The sequence below is a fragment of the Clostridium mobile genome (assembly GCF_018918285.1).
GTDB lineage: Bacteria > Bacillota > Clostridia > Clostridiales > Clostridiaceae > Clostridium_AW > Clostridium_AW mobile.
Genome location: NZ_JAHLQF010000003.1, coordinates 173,853 through 192,784, shown reverse-complemented (window position 1 = coordinate 192,784; position 18,932 = coordinate 173,853). Strand labels below are relative to the sequence as shown.

Annotated in this window: 17 protein-coding genes; all 17 read right to left on the bottom strand. The window is 37.0% G+C overall.

Annotated features, from left to right (window positions below):
• Positions 1-101: 101 nt before the first annotated feature.
• Positions 102-1,895, bottom strand: a complete 1,794-nt coding sequence (locus KQI86_RS12670; protein ID WP_216439754.1) for an oleate hydratase — start codon at positions 1,893-1,895, stop codon at positions 102-104.
• A gap of 304 nt (positions 1,896-2,199) precedes the next feature.
• A complete protein-coding gene (locus tag KQI86_RS12665; protein WP_216439753.1) occupies positions 2,200-2,769 on the bottom strand; it encodes a TetR/AcrR family transcriptional regulator in 570 nt (189 codons plus the stop codon).
• A 181-nt stretch (positions 2,770-2,950) separates the two neighbouring features.
• Entirely contained in the window at positions 2,951-3,076 is a 126-nt protein-coding gene (locus tag KQI86_RS20405; protein ID WP_281417274.1) for a hypothetical protein, read from the bottom strand.
• A 93-nt stretch (positions 3,077-3,169) separates the two neighbouring features.
• Positions 3,170-5,764 (bottom strand): ABC transporter permease, encoded by a 2,595-nt coding sequence (locus KQI86_RS12660; RefSeq protein ID WP_216439752.1) that lies wholly within the window; start codon positions 5,762-5,764, stop codon positions 3,170-3,172.
• The gene (locus tag KQI86_RS12655; protein WP_216439751.1) at positions 5,761-6,450 is read right to left on the bottom strand and encodes an ABC transporter ATP-binding protein; all 690 of its coding nucleotides are present in this window, start codon (positions 6,448-6,450) and stop codon (positions 5,761-5,763) included. Before KQI86_RS12655 ends, KQI86_RS12660 begins: the two co-directional genes overlap by 4 nt.
• An 82-nt stretch (positions 6,451-6,532) precedes the next feature.
• Positions 6,533-7,522: a sensor histidine kinase gene (locus KQI86_RS12650; protein WP_216439750.1), complete on the bottom strand. Its 990-nt coding sequence runs from the start codon at positions 7,520-7,522 to the stop codon at positions 6,533-6,535.
• Entirely contained in the window at positions 7,509-8,195 is a 687-nt protein-coding gene (locus KQI86_RS12645; protein WP_216439749.1) for a response regulator transcription factor, read from the bottom strand. The genes KQI86_RS12650 and KQI86_RS12645 overlap by 14 nt, the downstream gene beginning before the upstream one ends.
• The gene (locus KQI86_RS12640; protein WP_246582796.1) at positions 8,192-8,401 is read right to left on the bottom strand and encodes a helix-turn-helix domain-containing protein; all 210 of its coding nucleotides are present in this window, start codon (positions 8,399-8,401) and stop codon (positions 8,192-8,194) included. Before KQI86_RS12640 ends, KQI86_RS12645 begins: the two co-directional genes overlap by 4 nt.
• Before the next feature lie 352 nt (positions 8,402-8,753).
• Positions 8,754-10,127, bottom strand: coding sequence for a 23S rRNA (uracil(1939)-C(5))-methyltransferase RlmD (gene rlmD, locus KQI86_RS12635; protein ID WP_216439748.1), 1,374 nt, complete (start codon positions 10,125-10,127; stop codon positions 8,754-8,756).
• A 159-nt stretch (positions 10,128-10,286) separates the two neighbouring features.
• Entirely contained in the window at positions 10,287-10,979 is a 693-nt protein-coding gene (locus KQI86_RS12630) for a DUF554 domain-containing protein (RefSeq protein WP_343216172.1), read from the bottom strand.
• A 159-nt stretch (positions 10,980-11,138) separates the two neighbouring features.
• Complete coding sequence (locus tag KQI86_RS12625; RefSeq protein ID WP_216439746.1) at positions 11,139-12,149, bottom strand: aldo/keto reductase; 1,011 nt, start codon at positions 12,147-12,149, stop codon at positions 11,139-11,141.
• Between the two features lie 164 nt (positions 12,150-12,313).
• On the bottom strand, positions 12,314-13,264 hold the full coding sequence (asrC, locus tag KQI86_RS12620; RefSeq protein WP_216439745.1) for a sulfite reductase subunit C: 951 nt from the start codon (positions 13,262-13,264) through the stop codon (positions 12,314-12,316).
• A gap of 11 nt (positions 13,265-13,275) precedes the next feature.
• Positions 13,276-14,070 carry an anaerobic sulfite reductase subunit AsrB gene (gene asrB, locus KQI86_RS12615; RefSeq protein ID WP_216439744.1) on the bottom strand — a complete coding sequence of 265 codons (795 nt, stop codon included), beginning with the start codon at positions 14,068-14,070 and terminating at the stop codon, positions 13,276-13,278.
• A complete protein-coding gene (asrA, locus tag KQI86_RS12610; protein ID WP_216439743.1) occupies positions 14,071-15,072 on the bottom strand; it encodes an anaerobic sulfite reductase subunit AsrA in 1,002 nt (333 codons plus the stop codon).
• A 176-nt stretch (positions 15,073-15,248) separates the two neighbouring features.
• Entirely contained in the window at positions 15,249-15,938 is a 690-nt protein-coding gene (locus KQI86_RS12605) for a Crp/Fnr family transcriptional regulator (RefSeq protein ID WP_216439742.1), read from the bottom strand.
• Positions 15,939-16,035: 97 nt separating this feature from the next.
• Positions 16,036-17,793, bottom strand: coding sequence for a pyruvate kinase (pyk, locus tag KQI86_RS12600; protein ID WP_216439741.1), 1,758 nt, complete (start codon positions 17,791-17,793; stop codon positions 16,036-16,038).
• 27 nt (positions 17,794-17,820) lie between these two features.
• Positions 17,821-18,780 (bottom strand): 6-phosphofructokinase, encoded by a 960-nt coding sequence (gene pfkA, locus KQI86_RS12595; RefSeq protein WP_216439740.1) that lies wholly within the window; start codon positions 18,778-18,780, stop codon positions 17,821-17,823.
• Positions 18,781-18,932 lie beyond the last annotated feature (152 nt).

The following is an 18,932-nucleotide window of genomic DNA, read 5'->3' as shown; positions in this document are numbered from 1 at the left end:
TAATATACCAAGTAGCAATATGAATAATAGCTACATATAAATTAGAATCCCGATTTTTAAAAATTCGGGATTCTAATCAAATTATCTAACTGCAATTGTCATTAAATAATTCCATATTCTTTTAATAACTTTTCAATATCTGTTCCTGCTACTTGTTTTAAAATTTTACGTTTAGCCATTGGTGGTAAATCAAGTTTTGGTTTTTCTCCATCTAATAAGCATACACCTGCATTTAATAAATAACGGATATCATATCTTGAAGAAAATACCTCTGGAACTCCTTTTTCAACTCCAGTTAAAACATATACTGCTTCCATAGCTGTACGTCCTGAGTATTCTATAGTAAATACAGTATCACGACCTGGATCATCCAATGTCTCAGCAAATTGTCCAAGGAAAGCAAAGTTTACTCCATTCTTTGGTACAACATATGGACGGTCTCCAGCTGCACGAGGCATAAATTGAGATGTAATATATGGCATCATAACAGGAACTGCACTACAGGATCCTGCTAGTTCTTCAATTTTATCTGTAGGAACGCCTATATGATATAACCATTCTTTTGTGATTTCCTTACCAGTACAATCTCTCATAGGTTTTTTAATATAATCTCCAGGAACATCAGAGAATAAACCATATACCCAAACAACAACGTCTTTTTCAGGTTGTCCATAGTATTGTTCTTGACGGTTTATTGTCCAACTCATCAACCATGAAGAGTCAAGAGCTGTAACTATTCCCCCTGTTACAGTGCGTCCGCCGTATGGTGAACGTTTTGTAATTTTTTCAATGTACTCAGGAACACGTTCATCATGGCAAGTTACTGTACAAGATTCCCAATTAGATTTTTCTGTATCTGTACAGAATTTATCTGGTCTTCCAAATTCATCGGATTGAGCCGCTATATTTCTCCACAACTTCCAGCATCCTTCTGGTTCCCTATTAAATGGTGCAGGAGTATTGTCATCACCATATCCTGAACCTTCAGTCATAGAACCATTAGTGATAAATACTAAGTCATTTTCTGTTAAATCAATAGAGATATCTTTTCCAGTTTTATCTCTTGCAACTATTTTCTTTGCAACCTTTTTATCGGCTGAAATTGAGAACTCAACATTATCAACAGTAACTCCATATTCAAATTTAGCACCATGGTCTTCTAAATATTTAACCATAGGTTTTACAAATGAAGTGTATTGATCATGTCGTGAAAATTGTAATGCAGAAAGAGTTGGTAAGCCTCCAACATGGTGGATGAAACGATTCATATATAATTTCATCTCTAAAGCACTATGCCAGTTCTCAAAAGCAAACATTGTTCTCCAATATGTCCAGAAATCAGTGTTTAAAAGTTCTTCAGAAAAAATATCTTCGATAGATTTATCTTCAAGTTCTTCATCTGTTATATTTACAAAAGCAGCTAATTCTTTTGCCAAGTCTTGACCCAAATTAAATTTTCCATTGTCATAGCGCTCACCTTGATTTTTAGTAATACGACAATTGCTAAAGTTTGGATCATCGTAGTTTGTATAATAAAAATGATCTAAAACAGTCATATTAGGGTCTTCTGTAGATGGTAATGAACTAAACAAGCTCCATAAAACCTCAAAATGATGGCCCATTTCACGTCCGCCACGTGCTACATAATCCATGTTTTGACGAACATTTCCGTCCAAAGATCCACCAGGAATGTCTAATTGTTCTAAGAATGTAATCTTGCTGCCATCCATGTGAGCATCACGAATTAAAAAACAACCAGCAGCCAAAGCTCCAATTCCAGTACCGATTAAATAAGCTTTTTTATCTTCAATTCCCTTAGGCTTTCTTGCATTTACTAAAGCATGATAACTTCCATTTGTAAGGGTAAGTCTATCATCATGTGTCTTTATTTTCATTATTATCTCCCTCTTTCTTAATTTTTTAATAGTTTTCTAAATCCTACTATTATATTTAGAGTTCTTCTATATTCACTCTACTAGTATGCCCATATGCTGTAATAAATAATAAGTCTTCCCTTAATTTTGTGGATACTTATTATCTGTAAGATTTCTATAAATCTATGATATAGTTTTTTTGTGTCTTTTTCATTAGATAAATAAACTGCGGTGTTCGAAATTCGAACACCGCAGTTTATTTGCTTAATTATTAGGCATTTAGGTTAAAATGCCTAATAATTAAGGAATCTCCTATTACTTTTTACTAGACATCATTTAAACCAGCACTTCGCTTAAGTGATAACTCAATGTTTCCATCGAAGAGGTATCCGATTCGTCTAATGATAGTATCAGGGTCCCCCTTCATTCCAGAAGCAATCCAGCGTAGTACCATTTCAGTGAGGGCACACTGATAAAAGGAGGCAATGAGTTTTTTATCACCTGAAGAGGCTGAGATACCATCTCTTACTTTTTCAACATACCGAATCATGACATTTCCTGATACATTGTATATATAGTTCACTAATTCTTCCCTCTGCATGGAATTATATACATGATAAATGGCTTTTTTGTTTTCTAAAGCAAATTTAGCAGCCACAATAAAACTCTCCTCCCAGGAAAGTGTATCATTATATTCATCAATGACTGTCTGAAGTTCTCTTTGGAAGATCTCTGACAAAAGTGCATATATATCTGTGTAGTAATAATAAAAAGTATTTCTGTTGATCTCACATGCTGTAGCAATATCCTTAACTGTGATTTTGTTAAGTGGACGCTCATTCAGCATGTTTATGAATACCTCACGAATTATTTTTCTGGTATATTGCTGTGCCAAGTCGCCACCCCCTTAACGCTTTATCTATATTCAAAATTATAACACATGGTAAGTCATTTTCAAATAATCTATCATCATATGATTTATTATAAAAAACAGCTGTTATCTAATCCAGACACATTTATTTTTAAGTATAAAAAAGACTTGAGATGATCATTCTCAAGTCTTATCAATGGTATCTTTAAGCCGCATGGTCACATTTTGGCCACAAAACATCATCTGCCACAATTGCGGTTTTTTTATTACCGCAGGGTAGCATTCCTTTGTAATTTACATTACTTCTGTAGGATGGATTCCGTATTTTCAATGTCTAAATCGCCTTTCCAGGCAATTGCGAATCACTTGAACCTAATCACGCAGATATTTTTTGATTTTCTATCAAGTTAATATCGGTTTTGAATCAAGTCATATCATCCCGAAGCGCGTCAATAATATTTTCTTTTTTTATCTTGCTAATGGCATACAGCATTGTAATGAACACGATAAAGAGCACACTAAACACGCTGATTGCCATACTGCCCCACGGGAATACAAAATCGAAGTTGTCCATCCCTTCTGCGGTCACCAACCCTTCGTAAATCAGCCACGAGATGATTCCCGCTATTGGAAGCCCGAATAGCAACGTCCTCATGCCATAAAAGATACACTCGAAATTCATCATCTTATTGAAATCGCGGTCCGACATCCCCACCGAGCGCAGCATGGCAAGTTCCCGCCTGCGCAGCCTGATATTCGTGGAAATGGTGTTGAACACATTGGCAACCGCAATCAACGAAATCATGATGACAAAAACATAGGTGAACACATCAATAACAAATGTCATACTGTGGTATTGTTCAAGTATCTCGTACACATTGTACAGGGTATACGCAGACGTAATCCCCGCGCCCTGAATCATCGCTTCCATTTCAGCCACCGATTGTGAAGGATTCTTTGACAGAAAGCCCAGGCCTATATCCGCATAGGTATCAGAAGTTTCAAACTTCTCTTTGAGCGAATAGGGGGCCACCACCATAAAAACGCATGGATTCTGCTCGGGTTCGGAAGATTGCTTTAGGGGCGGATCCACCGGGTACGTATCGACAAACGTAATGTTTATGCTTTGCCCCTGTTCCATCAATGGCTTGTCATTTGTTTTGGGAGCGACACTGAAAGTCATGGAAGGACTCGCAAACATATCAAGCACTTCGCTCGGCCCGTCTTTCTTGTCAACCCGCTGTTTGGCACAGGCAATCATCTTCGCGTCCTGCCCGGTATATTCTTCTGCTGACAAGCCCAATTCTTTGATAAAACGCAGATATTCGCTGTCCTCAATAAACTGGATGTCCATTGGCAGATGAACCGTTTCGTCCGGCGCAGTATAACCCGCGTATTCCCGGTAACGGTCTGAAAAATCGCTTGCCTTAACGGTGCATGAATACGCGAAAATCGCTTGGTACGAGCTTTCATAAACCCCGTCTGCGGTTTTTAGTTTGTCGTAAAGCGGGAGCATTTCGCTGTCATCCATGTCCTGAGTGGCAAAAATGATGTCATAGTCCATGTCCACTACATACTGTTCCGAAAGCCGTTTCAGAGTTGTTCCAAAAGCACTTCCCGATACAAACAGCACGACGCTTAAAGTAAGCGATAACACGATGCTACGATAGCGTTTTTTATTTCTCTTAAAATTCTTCAGCGCAAGAGTACCCTCCAAACCGTAAATACGCTGCGCGAGTTTTGACGTTTTCACGGCTTTCGACTCGGTTTTGACCTCGTTGGTCTGGCGAATACTCTCCATCACGGGAGTGTTTGCGGCTTTCCTGGCCGGGATATAAGCTGAAATCAAAATGGTAACCAAACTGACCGCCGCCGCCGCGACAATCGCGGGGACAGACACCGACAAGGTTAAAGGCACGGTGCTGTGGAGAATGTTCCCGAAATTCCCGGCAACAATAGGAATTACAAGCCCGATACTGCCTATGCCGACCATAACGCCAATCGGTATGCCGATCGCGCCAATGCAAAGTCCCTCAAACAGCACCGAATTTCGCAGTTGCCTTGCCGTGGCGCCCACCGACGAGAGAATCCCGAACTGGCGTGTGCGTTCGTTCAGTGAGATGTTGAAGGAGTTATAAATCAGAAAAATCGAGCCTACCATTATTATGGCAACCAAAATGCCGCCAACCGTGTACAGAAGCGTGTTGAACAATTTATTGTCCGAAACGCCCATAAAACGCAGTACATAATCATTAAAGACATAAGCCCCTGCTCCGGCTGTGCTGCTTTCGTAAGCCTTTACTTGGCGCGGGTTTTTAAGCGTGACAAATATGCTGAAGCTGTCCGCTTGGTCTTGTGCATCTGCTTTCGTTATCAAGGTGTATCCCGGTGCGGAATGTTCCTCAAAACCGGGTCTTTCGCAGATACCCACAACCGTGTAGGTTCTCTCTGCTTTTGGCACAAGAGTTTCTTTGACCTTCCCCGGCTTGCTCCCGGAAATGTAAGGGTCGTGTTGACCTAGATTTTTGTTTCCGTCCATGCGGCTTCCGACAGCAAGTGAAAGCTTGTCGCCCACCGCGAATTTAACGCCGCCCTTTGCCGCGACGTGGGCCGGGACAAGAATCTCCCCGCTATTTTCAGGCAGCCTGCCAGAAATCAGGCTTATGGGCAAGGTATCAAAGGCTTCCTCGCTGAATCCGGCGATAAAAAGATAGGGCTTTTCGGGGCTTTTTCCGCCGTCAAGTGTTGCGTAGCCGATATTTTCAAACGCTGCGGTGTTTGCAACTCCATCGTCGTGGGTTCGCTCCTGCACGAAAGAGGAATCAACATCCAAAAACTCGACGTGCCAACCGCCGTATTTCATAATAGAACCGTTTACCAGAAAATTTAACAGGGAAGTGCCAAAGGTAGCGACTGCCGTAATCATGGCGGCGGACAGGATAACTCCGATAACCGTTACAATCGTTCGTGTGCGGCTTTTTTTCATGCCTTGCAGGGTAACTTTATTGAAAATGTTCATGGCCTCACCCTCACCCTCTCGTCTCGCACTACTTTGCCGTCTGATATGCCGATAATGCGGTCTGCTTGCAGGGCGATATTTTCATCATGCGTGACAATGATAAGGGTCTGACTGTATTTTTTATTGCTTGCTTTCAGCAGCTTGATGATTTCATGTCCATTCCGGCTGTCCAAACTGCCTGTGGGTTCGTCGGCAAGCATGACCGCTGGGGCGTTTATCAAAGCGCGTCCTATGGAAACGCGCTGTTGCTGGCCGCCCGAAAGCTGATTGGGTAAATGCGTTTTTCGGGCTTTTAGCCCAAGCAGTTCCAACAAGTCATTCAGCCGTTCCTCATTGACCTTTCGCTTGTCCATCAGTATAGGCAAGGTGATGTTTTCCACCACATTCAGAGTGGGAATGAGGTTGTGAAACTGGTAAATCAGCCCGACCTGCCGCCTGCGGAAAATGGCGAGTTTTTCATTGCTTTGGGCATATACATCCTGCCCATCCAAATACACCTTTCCGCTTGTCGGCACGTCCACACCGCCGATAATGTGAAGCAATGTGGATTTGCCAGAGCCGGAGGAGCCGATGATTGCGGTAAACTCCCCCTTTTCGATTGTAAGCGAAACATGGTCAAGCGCGGTAACTTGGTTTTCGCCCTCCCCGTAGACCTTGCATAAATTTTCAATTTTTAAAAATTCCATTATGTGAGTCTCCTTTCTCATGGTTTACCTATATAATAGAACCTTCAACTTACATCTCTGTGACTTTCAGGTGAGAGATTCGTCACTTTGGGAAACGAATGACAAATATCGCGCCACCCTGCGGGTGATTTTTTGCGGTAATCATCCCTCCCTGCCGTGTTATAATCATCTTGCAGAGAGCCAATCCAATCCCGTATCCTGTAGCGCCTTCGTTTTTCCCACGATAGAACCTGTCAAACAGGCAGGGTAAATCTTCTTTTTCAAAGCCCGCGCCGCTGTCGTGGATGGCAATCTCGGTAAACAGTGGGTTGTCCGTGCAGACAATCTCAATCTTCCCGTTCTCGCCTGCGCTTTCCATGCAATTTTTGAGGATGTTTTGTATTGCTTCCGAAAGCCAACCTGAATCTCCCTGAATAATCATCCCTTTCGGCACGTCTATTTGCAAAGCAATATCGCGCAGCTCCATTGGGATCAAAAACGGGTGAAGCGCAGCGCTTATCAAAGTATTCACATCTATCTGCTCGCCTTGGAAAACCACAATGCCCGCGTCCAGGCGGGATAATTTCAACAGGGAAGTAAGCAGCCAATCCATCTGTACAAACAATTCCTCTGTTTCCCGCATCAATGCTTTCCGCTCGTTTTCATTAGGGTTATTCTCTAACAATGACAGAATGAGGTTCGCGGATGTGAGAGGGGTGCGGAGTTGGTGGGCTATGTCAGCCAGCGAATCGGCAAGATGTTCTTTTTCTTTCTTCAGTGCGTCGTTTTGCTCCCGAATACGCAGCGTCATTTTTGTTATCTCGCTTTGCAGAATGGAAAGTTCGCCCTCGTCCGATTCACCAATATACAGATGGTCAGCGTTATGAAGCACAAGATCGATTTGATCTGAAATCCGCGCAATGCTTTTATATCGGGCTTTGATAAACGCAAAAAACGCTATTCCAAAGGCGGCGGCAGAAGCAATGGCAAGGATTCCAGCCGCCGTATTGATTGCAAATCCCAGCGTTACAGTGGTGGCAGCTATTAAGGAGAACAAAATTGCAAGCCGCCGAAACTCTCTATTCCGAAGCATACCCGTCCCCCAATCTATATCCCGTCCCGCGAACGGTCAGAATGATTTGCGGGCTTGCTGGGTCGTTCTCTATCTTCTCCCGCAAGCGTTTGATGTATACGGTCAATGTATTGTCATTGACAAACTCGCCCGCTGCGTCCCACAATTCGTCAAGCAGCCTGATCCTTGTGATAATACTTTTGGGGTTGCTAATAAACACCAGCAACAAGCGGTATTCTAATGCTGAAAGAAAAACCTCGTTGCCGTTTTTTTTCACAATGCCGCTTGCCGTATCGACATGAAGCCCGCCAATTTCAAAATCCGACCCGAAACGCCCGCTTTTCCGCAAGGCGGTTCCAATTCGCGCAATCAATTCACGCGGACGAAAAGGCTTGGTAATATAGTCGTCCGCACCCATGTTCAGCCCGGTAACAACACTTGATTCATCGCCGGAAGCTGTCAAAAAGATGACGGGAATATCTTGCGTTTCTTTGATTTCCGTGCAAACCGTAAAGCCATTTCCGTCAGGCAAAGAAATATCAATCAACGCCAAGTCAAATTTATTCCCGGCAAGCGCGGCAAGGGCTTCACTCCGCGTAGGGGCGTGAGTGACTGTAAATCCCTCCGAGCGGAGCAAAAGCATAAGGTTTTTAGCGATTGTCTTATCGTCCTCAACCAAAAATATCCGTTTCATTTATTTTCACCATCCTTTACTTTACTGCTCCTGTATCGTCCGTCAGCCGGTTTTTCAGCGTCAACCGGAACAAGCCATGTATTTCCCATTTTTTTAGCTCCCTTAATCCGTCCAGCAGAGCAATGGTACACTACCATTCTGTCTGTGATTCCCCACTTTTTCGCTGCTTCTTTTGTCGTTATATAATCCACGCATGACACCTCCATAATTTTATTATATTTCTTTTGACGGAAATATACAAACTGAAGTATAAGACAAAAAATACGGGAGCGTGGAAAGGAGTTCACGCTCCCGCACAGGTTTTCTTGATAATTTACGGTTAATGAATTTCTATATCTTCATTCTGCTTTACGGAGAATACCCGTCTGCCCGTGATTAATCAAGGGCTGGCTTTCAAAATGGCAATTTGGGATGTGGACGCTCCTGTTCTTTTAATTTATGCATGAATATCACTTCCTTTCTGATTTTGGGGTAAGAAAAAAGACGCTCATTTCTAAACGTCTAAATACGAGAATGTGAAGACGATATGTTTGAAAAAGTGCCTAAAACAAAGGATTTCTACGTATGGGCTCGTTGTATCAACACAATAGTCTCCACATGGGCTGTCTGCGGAAACATATCCACCGGCTGCACCTTTTCAGTTTTATATCCTAATTCTTCTAAAATTCCTAAATCTCTTGCAAGTGTAGCTGGATCACAAGAAACGTAAACTATTTTTTGTGGTGACATTTTTGCCATAGCTTCTAAAAGAGACCTTTCACATCCCTTTCTCGGCGGATCCACCACCACTACGTCTGCTTTAATTCCTCTTTGTATAAGCTCAGGTATTACCTCTTCAGATTTTCCTACAATAAATTCCGCATTATTTACACCATTTTCTCTTGTATTTATCTTTGCATTTTCTATAGCCTCTGGTATTATTTCAACTCCATATACCTTTTTAGCTTTTTCAGACAAGAAAAGAGATATGGTTCCTGTACCACAGTAAGCATCAAATACTACTTCTTCTCCTTTAAGTTCAGCATATTCTAATGCTTTTTCATATAATATTTCTGTTTGTGCAGGATTAACTTGAAAGAATGATAGCGGAGATATATTGAACTTATACTTTCCTATATAATCTACAATGCTGTCCTTTCCCCATAAGGTTTTATTTTTTAGCCCCAATACTACATTGGTTTTATCTTTATTTACATTTTGAATTATGCTGACTAATCCAGGTATGTTTTTAATCATAATATCGACAAATTCATTCTTGTATGGAAGTTCTTCTCCTCTTGTAACAACAACCACCATTACTTCCCCTGTTCTAAATGCTTTTCTTATCATAATATGCCTTATGATTCCCTTGTGCTTTTCTTCATTATAGGTTTCGATATTATACTTTGTAATCCATTCTCTCATAAGCTTCACTGCTTTGTCACCAATTTCATCTTGTATATGACAATTATCCATATTTATTATTTTGTGACTTCTTTCAGCATAAAATCCAATATGTATTTCTTCATTTTCCCTACCAACGGGCAATTGTACCTTATTTCTATATCTATAAGGTTCCTTCATTCCCATTACTGGTTCTACTTCTACATCTATCTTACCTATTCTTTTCATTACATCTTGCACCTTTTGTTTCTTGAATTCTAGCTGTCCTTCATAAGATAGATGCTGCATTTGGCACCCTCCGCACTGATTATATATATGACAAATAGGTTCCTCTCTATAAGGTGAATATTCTATAATTTCAACAATTTTTCCAAAAGCATAGTTTTTATTTACCTTCACTACTTTGATTTTACACTTTTCCCCCTTTATTGCCCCGGAAATAAAAATTGTAAAATCCTGAACTTTTGCCACTCCCTGTCCTTCACTGGCAAATCCCGTTATATCTACTATATAATCTTTATTTTTTTCTACAGGTACTATTTTCGTCATATAAACCACCTTTCTGCTATCCACTACTATAATCTTTTTCTAAAAATTTAATTACCCATTATCTATTTATCTAAAAATCTAAATCATCTATTATTTAAAATTCACTATCTATTATCTAGAAATCTAATAATCTAATAGCCTAATAATCTAATAAATCTATCATCTAATTAAATTTATTATTAATTGATATAGAAAAGGAATTAACATTGAAGGGATTAAATTAGCTACTTTAATTTTTGTCATTCCTAACATATTAAACCCTAATCCTAAAATTAATAGACTTCCTACTGCTGTTATATTATCTACTACACTAGCTATAAGTATTCCCTTTAACAAGGAAGCAGATAGTACAATTAACCCTTGATATAATATTATGGATATGGATGCAAACAATACTCCAACTCCATAGGCTGATGCAAATATTATTGCTGCAAATCCATCTAAAATAGCCTTCGCATATAAAGTGGAATGATTTCCTGTAAGTCCACTTTCCAAGGAACCTACTATACTCATTGCTCCTACACACATAAGTAAAGTAGCGGCTACAAATCCTTCTGAGAATTTTCCACCTTTATCTTTAAATTTATTTTGAAGCTTGTCTCCTAATTTTCTGAGCCTATCATCAATATCTATTATTTCTCCAATTATAGCTCCAATTACCATGCTTATTATTATAAAAGATATATCCTTCCCCTTCTGAGAACCGGATAATCCAATTAGTACTACGCACAAAGCTAGTCCATTCATTACGGTTATTCTTACTTTCTCTTTTATGCCTTTACTAAAGAGCAACCCTATAAGACTTCCTATAGCTACCGCTGCCCCATTTACTAATACACCTAACAAGAACATCCCCCCAAAACTATATTTCCCTCTAAATAAGGTATTTAAATTAAAAAAATTGCACCTTATAGGTGCGAGAGAATCAGTTGTCCTAATTTTAAATGTTATTTTATTTCTATCCAAATATCTTTATATTATACAGTATAATTTACATTTATAAAAGATTAATTATTCATTAAAGCAATTTCTTACTTCTTTTAGCATTTTTACTATAGGTAAATCGTATGGACACTTCCTTTCACAGCTTTGACAAGCCACACAATCCTTCGCTGTATACTTCATTGAAGCATATCTGGTTTCTGCCCACTCTGGAAGACCATATCTCTCTTTATATGCTTTTAAAACAAATATACTTGGAATATCTATATTCTGCGGACATGGTCCACAATAGCCACATCTCCTACAGAATTCAGTTCCTAGCTCTTTTGAAATTTCTAGTATTTTTTCCTCTTCCTCGCTAGTTAATGGAGTTATATTGTTCCCAACGAAGGAATTCTCTTCAATTTCTTCAAAGGTAGCCATTCCTGGTATGGCTGTTGTAATATTCTCATTGTTTAGTATGAATCTCAATGCTAAACTTCCATCCCGTAGGGCCCCTCCTGCCATTGGTTTCATTGCTATAACTCCTATATTTAATTCCTTTGATCTTTTGAATAGCTCTTCACCCTGTTTTTCTACTATATTATATGGATACATTATGGTTTCAAACCTTCCACTTTCTATTGCAATTTTTAAAATATCTAAACTATGAGACGTAATACCTATATGTCCTATTTTACCTTCTTCTTTCATTTGAATAAGAGCATTATAAGCCCCCTCTTCACTTAAAACCTGACTATATTCCTCTTCTGTCTTTACATTATGTAATTGATATAAGTCAATATAATCAGTTCTTAAGTTATTTAGACTTATTTCTACATCCTTTAACATAGATGCCTTATCTCTTGCCATAGATTTAGTAGCAATTATCCACTTATCTCTTCTTCCTTCCATGGCATATCCTAAATACTCTTCTGAAACAGTATATCCTCTAGCTGTATCTATAAAATTTATCCCTAACTCTTCACATCTTATAAGCAACTTTTTTACTTCTTCTGCATTAGTCTTTTGTATTGGAATTCCACCAAAACCTATGGAGGATACACTTAAATTTGACTTCCCAAGTACTTTATATTCCATATATAACATCCCCTTAAAATATATTCCCAAATTAATTCTAACTTCTTAAATTTTCATTGTCAAATGTTAGGATACCTTAATCCTTGACTACATAAAAAAAGAACACCTCCAAATGTTATAGGTGCTAACATTTGGGGTGCATTTCAAAGATGCTCAAAACTATTTTAATACCAATTAATATTATCTTCTACTTTAGCCTTTTTACTTAATTGTACATCTTTTAACGCCCATTTTTTAAATTCATTATAACCTGTCCTATCAACTATATACCCTATATGCTCTTTTCCTCCTGGAGCCTCTTTATCTATATATTCATGTATATAGTCATAAGTGTTTAATATTATCTTAATAATGCTCTCTTCATCAATCCAGGTTATAAATTCTCTAGCTAGTCTTGGATTCTTCTTTCCTGTCCTTCCCATGATGACTAGTTTAAAATATTTTTCCTCGCTTCTAGACCAAGCGGAAGTTGGACACTTTCCTATACATTCACCGCATCCTAGACATTTGCTATGATCTCTTACAACTTTATAGTTTTCAAAGGTTAAAGCCCCTGTAACTCTTTTCTTGCAGTTATTTACACAAGCTTCACATCCTATACATCTATAGTTGTCATATTGCGGCTCAGTCATGCCAATTATACCAAAGTCATGCATCCTTGCCTTAATACAATCATTAGAGCATCCTGTTAATGCTACTTTAACATGATAATCGTTTGGGAAAATTGCCTTTTCTATTTTTTTAGCAAATTTACTTGTATTATAGTTCCCAAAAGGGCATACTGAATTTCCTATACATGCAGACACATTTCTAGTTCCTGAAGCTGAGTAGCCGCCGTTAGGGTTTTCTTGATTTATTTCTAGTCCTTCTATAACAGGTTGAAGAGCTTTGTTTACATCTGGTATATATTTCATTGGAATTCCTGGAATCTCAAATCCTTGTCTTGCTGTTATATGGAGAGTTCCGTTACCATATTTCTCTGCCACTTCTTGTAAAATAATTAAGTATTTTGCCTTTAAGTGTCCTCCTGGAACTCTTACCCTTGCTGCTGTCTTTCCTCTCTCTTTTGTCACCCTAAAAGCATTTTTCTTTAAAGCTTTAGTATTTATATCCATAATCTCACCCCCTAATCTATAAGCTCTTTAGCTTTAGTATAATTAAACACAGGTCCATCAAGACAAATATAGGTATCGTCTATCTTACAATGTCCACATTTTCCTACACCACAACACATCTTTCTCTCATAAGAAACCCATATATTTTCTTCTTTTATCCCACTTTTTATAAATTCTCCTACTGTAAACTTCATCATAATAGGAGGCCCTACAATTATTACATTGGCTTCCTCAATATTTTTTATAGCTATGTTTCCCACATAATTTGTTATAAGTCCTACATTGCCTACATATTCTTCATGAGCCTTGTCTACCGTCATTATTGTCTTTATACTTTCATTCCATTTCTTAAAATCATCTTTAAACAATATATCTTCTGGAGATTTAAATCCACAAATTAGAGTAAAATCTTCCACTTCATCCACATGTTTCGCAAAATAATCTACTACACCTTTTACAGGTGCAAGACCTGTTCCTCCCGCTGCCACGATCACTTCTTTTCCCTTGTATCGCTCTATATCAAAACCATTACCATAGGGTCCTCTCATAAAAAGATGATGTCCTGGGAAAAAAGTGTGTATAATATCTGTTACTTTTCCTACTCTTCTTATGGTTAAATCCACATAGTCTTCCCCAATCTCACAAACAGAAATAGGAGCTTCACCATACTTTGGAATAGATACTTCGAAAAACTGTCCCGGTTTTACCTCTCCCTTGTATTCCATTCTAAAAGTATAATCTATATCAGTATGAGGTTTTATACTCAATATTTTTGACTTAAATGGTAAATACACATTTTTCTCCAATTATTTCCCCTCCTTAACTGCAGAATTTAATTTATTTACACAATGTGAAAATGAGATATATTCTGGACATGCATCGTCACACCTACCACATCCTACACACATATGATATCCAAACCTTTTATTAAAATCATATACTTTATGCATAACCTTAAACCTCATTCTATCCCCTTTGTTTTTTCTAAATTCATGCCCTCCTGCCATACTAGTAAATCCATCTATTTGACAAGATGCCCATACCCTTCTTCTTTCTCCTACATTATCGTTATCCTTATAGAATATATCTTGCATTGTAAAACATGCACATGTGCCACATACAGTATTACATCTTCCACAGGCAATACATCTTGAAGAGTATTCCTTCCAGATATCTGCCTTAAATATTTCTATATTCAATCCTTCAGGTATTTTCACTTCTAATTCATTTTTCTCTATAAATTTAGGTGTTACTACTTTTTCCTCTAATCCTTCAAACATGTGAGACAGTTCTTCATCCTTGCACTCTACAAAAACTTTATCCCCTTGTCTCCTTACAAACATTGAATAATCTTCAGTTTTGTTTGAGCCCATACTTACACAAAAACAATTTTCAAAGCTATTTTCACATTCCATCAAAATAAATTTTACTTTCTCTCTCAATTTTTTATAATAGGGGTCTTCAAAACCATTCTTTAAATAGACTTGATCTAATCTTTTTGTAGCATGTATATCACAACTTCTTAAAAATATAAGTATATTTTTTTCTTCTTCTTTAGGTTCCATAACTTGATCTTCTGTAAAGTAAAATAAGGTTTGAGTTATTGGAAGTATTACTTCCTTTGGAGAAAAGAAAGATTTTTTATTAAATTCTATATCCTGTATTTCATTTACTTCTCCATACCTTACCATGTCTGTATCTGAAAAAGTCCCCTTATTCTTCAAGAGTTTGGGACCATATACTTTATTATTCCTTCTTAATTCCTTCATTACATTGTTGAACTTTTCCATTGATAATGAAAATCCCAATTCTATTCCCCCTTTACTTTTCCTTTTAATTTAAAAAACACCATACTGCATCTTTTCTGAACAAATGATAGTTTGTTAATTTCTTCACTAAATCTTCTATAATAATCCTCAGTATTATAGATAAAAGTCTATAATACCAAAGTATCATAAATAATAAAAAAGGAATGTGACCTATATCACATTCCTCTAAAATATATCGAAAGACTTTCTCTATCTTTTATAATAATTTTTCTGCCTTTAAATTCTATAAGACCATTCTTCTCAAAGTTGTTTATACATCTAGATACAGCTTCCCTTGTGTTTCCTAACATATCTGCAAGATAGGTTATGCTAATATCTAAATTAATTAAAGTTCCTCCATCTACTTCTACTCCATAGTCCCTACTTAATTTCCAGAGCTTAGCAGCTAGTTTTTTATCTATTTTTATAGGTACCGCATTTTTCAGTTGCCTATATAATCTTCTTATCTTTTTACCCATAGAGTACATTATTTTTTTAGTAACCTGGAAATCTTCTTCCATAACTTCAAGCAAATCATTTTTATTAAGAGCCAATACACTACTATCTTCAAAAGCCTCACAATTTATAGATGCAGGTAAATCATCAAATATAACCTCATTTATTATTTCACCCTTATCTAAAATATATATTATTCTTTTTTGTCCTGTTTCTGTCAATCTATAAAGGGTTACTTTACCGTTTACTGCTATATAGATGTTATTGATCACATCCCTTTCACTAAATAATATTTGTCCTTTTTTTAATTGTATTAGATTAGATGAACTAACTAATTTATCAATATGTTTCTCATGTAAATTTTCAAACAATGGGATACTCAAAATACTTTTTTTATTACAATTATACATTCTCAAGCAACTCCTCATTTTCTTTATTAGAAAAATTATAGGAATCAATTAGTTTTTAGGTTACTATATAAAAAGAGCACCCACTAGGTGCTCATCTTTATGATATGGATACCTTACCGTTATAAACAATTCCTCTCCTTACGTCCATAGTTACATATGAGCCAGTCTTTAATGTCTTCATTGCTCCTCCTGCACTACATATAAAAGGTATTTCACGGGTGATGCATTCAATAGCTAAGTGGGATGTAAGTCCTCCTGTCTCAGCTATAACTCCTCCAACCCTATCTAATACGGATATATACTCTATATCTGAATCCTTAATTACCAATATATCTCCTTTTTCTACTAAATCTTTAGCTTCAGCATGGTTATTGACTAATTTTATTGTACCTACTCCATGTTTAACTCCAGCGCCTCTTCCTTGAACTAAAATATCTCCTACTACATGAACTTTTAACATGTTTGTAGTTCCTGAGTAGCTTGCTGGAATACCTGCCGCTATTACAACTAAATCCCCTTTATTTACATACTCTGATTTTAATGATATTTCTACAGATTTCTCTATAAGTTCGTCAGTAGAACTATACTGTTCAGTAAGAATTGGGAATACCCCCCAATTCAATGCCAGCTTTTTAGCTACACTAGCATTTGGAGTAACTGCAATTATAGGACATGCTGGTCTATATTTGGATACCATTCTAGCTGTATATCCACTTTGAGTAGCTGTTATTATAGCTGATGCATTTAATTCAGCTGCAGTAGTACATGTAGCTATACTTATAGCATTTGCTACATTTAGCACATGCACCTCTCTTCTTTTAGATAATAAGGAATCATAATCTATTTTTTCTTCTGCAGTTTTAGCTATTCTTGCCATTGTATTAGCCGCTTCTATTGGATATTTTCCTCCAGCGGTTTCTCCGCTAAGCATTATGGCATCTGTACCATCAAATATAGCATTAGCTATGTCTGAAGCTTCTGCCCTGGTTGGTCTTGGGTTTCTTATCATAGAATCAAGCATTTGTGTTGCAGTAATTACAGCTTTTCCTGCTTTATTACATTTTTCAATTATCATTTTTTGAATAATTGGAACTTGTTCAATTGGAATTTCTACTCCCATATCTCCTCTAGCTACCATTATTGCATCAGAAAATTGTATTATCTCATCTATGTTTTCAACACCTTGATGGTTCTCTATCTTTGAGCATATTTGAATGTCTTTTCCATTATTTTGTTCAATAACTTTTCTTATAGCTAAAACGTCTGAAGCTCTTCTTATAAATGAAGCTGCAATTATATCTACTTCATTTTCACATCCAAATTTTAAATCTTCTTTATCCTTTTCTGTTAAAGATGGTAGTGAAGTAGCCACTCCAGGAACATTTACTCCTTTATGATTGGATATAAATCCACTATTCTTTACTACACAGTGAATTTTATTATCTTCTACATTTTCTACTTCAAGTGCTACCAACCCATCATCTATTAATATCATATTTCCTGGTTGTACATCTTCGTGTAGCCTATTATAGGTTATAGAACATTTACTTTCATCACCTAAAATCTCTTCTCCACAGTAAATAGTGAACTTATTTCCTTCAATTAGTTCAACTTTTTCATCTTTAAAGTTTCCAGTCCTTATTTCTGGTCCTTTAGTATCTAGTATAATTGCAATATGTTTATTATATTTGCGATTTAATTCTTTTACTAAATCTATTCTCTTTTTATGTTCCTCATGAGATCCATGAGAAAAATTTAATCTAGCCGCATTCATTCCAGCTTTAATTAATTCACCTAACACATCTTCTTTATCACTTGCAGGACCTATGGTAAAAACCATTTTTGTTTTTTGCATAATAAAACCTCCAAAATTCTATACTTATTAATAAGATAATGATTCTCCAATTAAATATAAGTCTTCATTAAACTTCGCTTTTATAGTTAAAGCTTCATCTATACCCATATCTATTACTTTTCCGCCTTGCACCCCTACTACTGTAGAAGTTTTGCCTTCTAACAATAATTCTACAGCCCTATATCCTAATCTAGAGGCTAAAATTCTGTCATTTGCCGTAGGACTTCCTCCTCTTTGAATATGTCCAAGTATTGTTGCTCTAGCACCAATCCCTGTAACTTCTTCCACCTTTTTAGCTATTTCATTAGCTCCACCAACACCTTCAGCTATTATAATTAAGTTGTGCATTTTTCCTCTTAATTTTCCTTCTAAAATTGTTCTGCAGAGCACATTTACATCATACCCTTTTTCTGGTACTATTATACTTTCGGCTCCACCAGCTAATCCAGCATACACAGCTATGTCACCACAATTTCTTCCCATAACTTCCACAATACTAACTCTTTCATGAGAAGTTGATGTATCTCTTAATTTATTTATAGCGTCCAATACAGTATTTACTGCAGTATCAAAGCCTATAGTGTACTCTGTATATGCTAAGTCATTATCTATTGTCCCTGGTATTCCAACTGTTTTTATTCCATGTTTAGCTAGTGCCTGAGCTCCATGAAAGGAACCATCTCCTCCTATTACAACCAATCCATCTATACCAAAGGCGGACAAAATATTTGCAGCCTTCTTTTGACCTGCTTCTGTTTTGAATTCTTCACTTCTAGCAGTTCTTAAAATTGTACCGCCTCTTTGAATAATATCCGCTACACTTTTTCTTTCCATTTGAAATAATTCACCATTTATGAGTCCACTAAATCCCCTTTGTATTCCCATTACATCTAAACCTTTATCTAAACCTGTCCTAACCACTGCCCTTATTGCAGCATTCATGCCTGGGGCATCGCCACCACTGGTTAAAACTCCAATTTTCTTCATATTATACCTCCTCCTAATTTTGACCACATGGACATTTTTTGTCCCACACCTTTTACAAAGATATAAATATCTGTATATTATTAATTTTAATAAAAGTATGTAAAATATGCAATAATATATAGTAATAAAAGAAAAAATAAACAAAATATATA

Coding starts and splice junctions, on each gene's coding strand:
- KQI86_RS12670 (WP_216439754.1), bottom strand. CDS start 1,895: ATGAAAATAAAGACACATGATGATAGACTTACCCTTACAAATGGAAGT.
- KQI86_RS12660 (WP_216439752.1), bottom strand. CDS start 5,764: ATGAACATTTTCAATAAAGTTACCCTGCAAGGCATGAAAAAAAGCCGC.
- KQI86_RS12655 (WP_216439751.1), bottom strand. CDS start 6,450: ATGGAATTTTTAAAAATTGAAAATTTATGCAAGGTCTACGGGGAGGGC.
- KQI86_RS12650 (WP_216439750.1), bottom strand. CDS start 7,522: ATGCTTCGGAATAGAGAGTTTCGGCGGCTTGCAATTTTGTTCTCCTTA.
- KQI86_RS12645 (WP_216439749.1), bottom strand. CDS start 8,195: ATGAAACGGATATTTTTGGTTGAGGACGATAAGACAATCGCTAAAAAC.
- KQI86_RS12640 (WP_246582796.1), bottom strand. CDS start 8,401: ATGGAGGTGTCATGCGTGGATTATATAACGACAAAAGAAGCAGCGAAA.
- rlmD (WP_216439748.1), bottom strand. CDS start 10,127: ATGACGAAAATAGTACCTGTAGAAAAAAATAAAGATTATATAGTAGAT.
- KQI86_RS12630 (WP_343216172.1), bottom strand. CDS start 10,979: ATGTTCTTGTTAGGTGTATTAGTAAATGGGGCAGCGGTAGCTATAGGA.
- KQI86_RS12625 (WP_216439746.1), bottom strand. CDS start 12,149: ATGGAATATAAAGTACTTGGGAAGTCAAATTTAAGTGTATCCTCCATA.
- asrC (WP_216439745.1), bottom strand. CDS start 13,264: ATGGATATAAATACTAAAGCTTTAAAGAAAAATGCTTTTAGGGTGACA.
- KQI86_RS12605 (WP_216439742.1), bottom strand. CDS start 15,938: ATGTATAATTGTAATAAAAAAAGTATTTTGAGTATCCCATTGTTTGAA.
- pyk (WP_216439741.1), bottom strand. CDS start 17,793: ATGCAAAAAACAAAAATGGTTTTTACCATAGGTCCTGCAAGTGATAAA.
- pfkA (WP_216439740.1), bottom strand. CDS start 18,780: ATGAAGAAAATTGGAGTTTTAACCAGTGGTGGCGATGCCCCAGGCATG.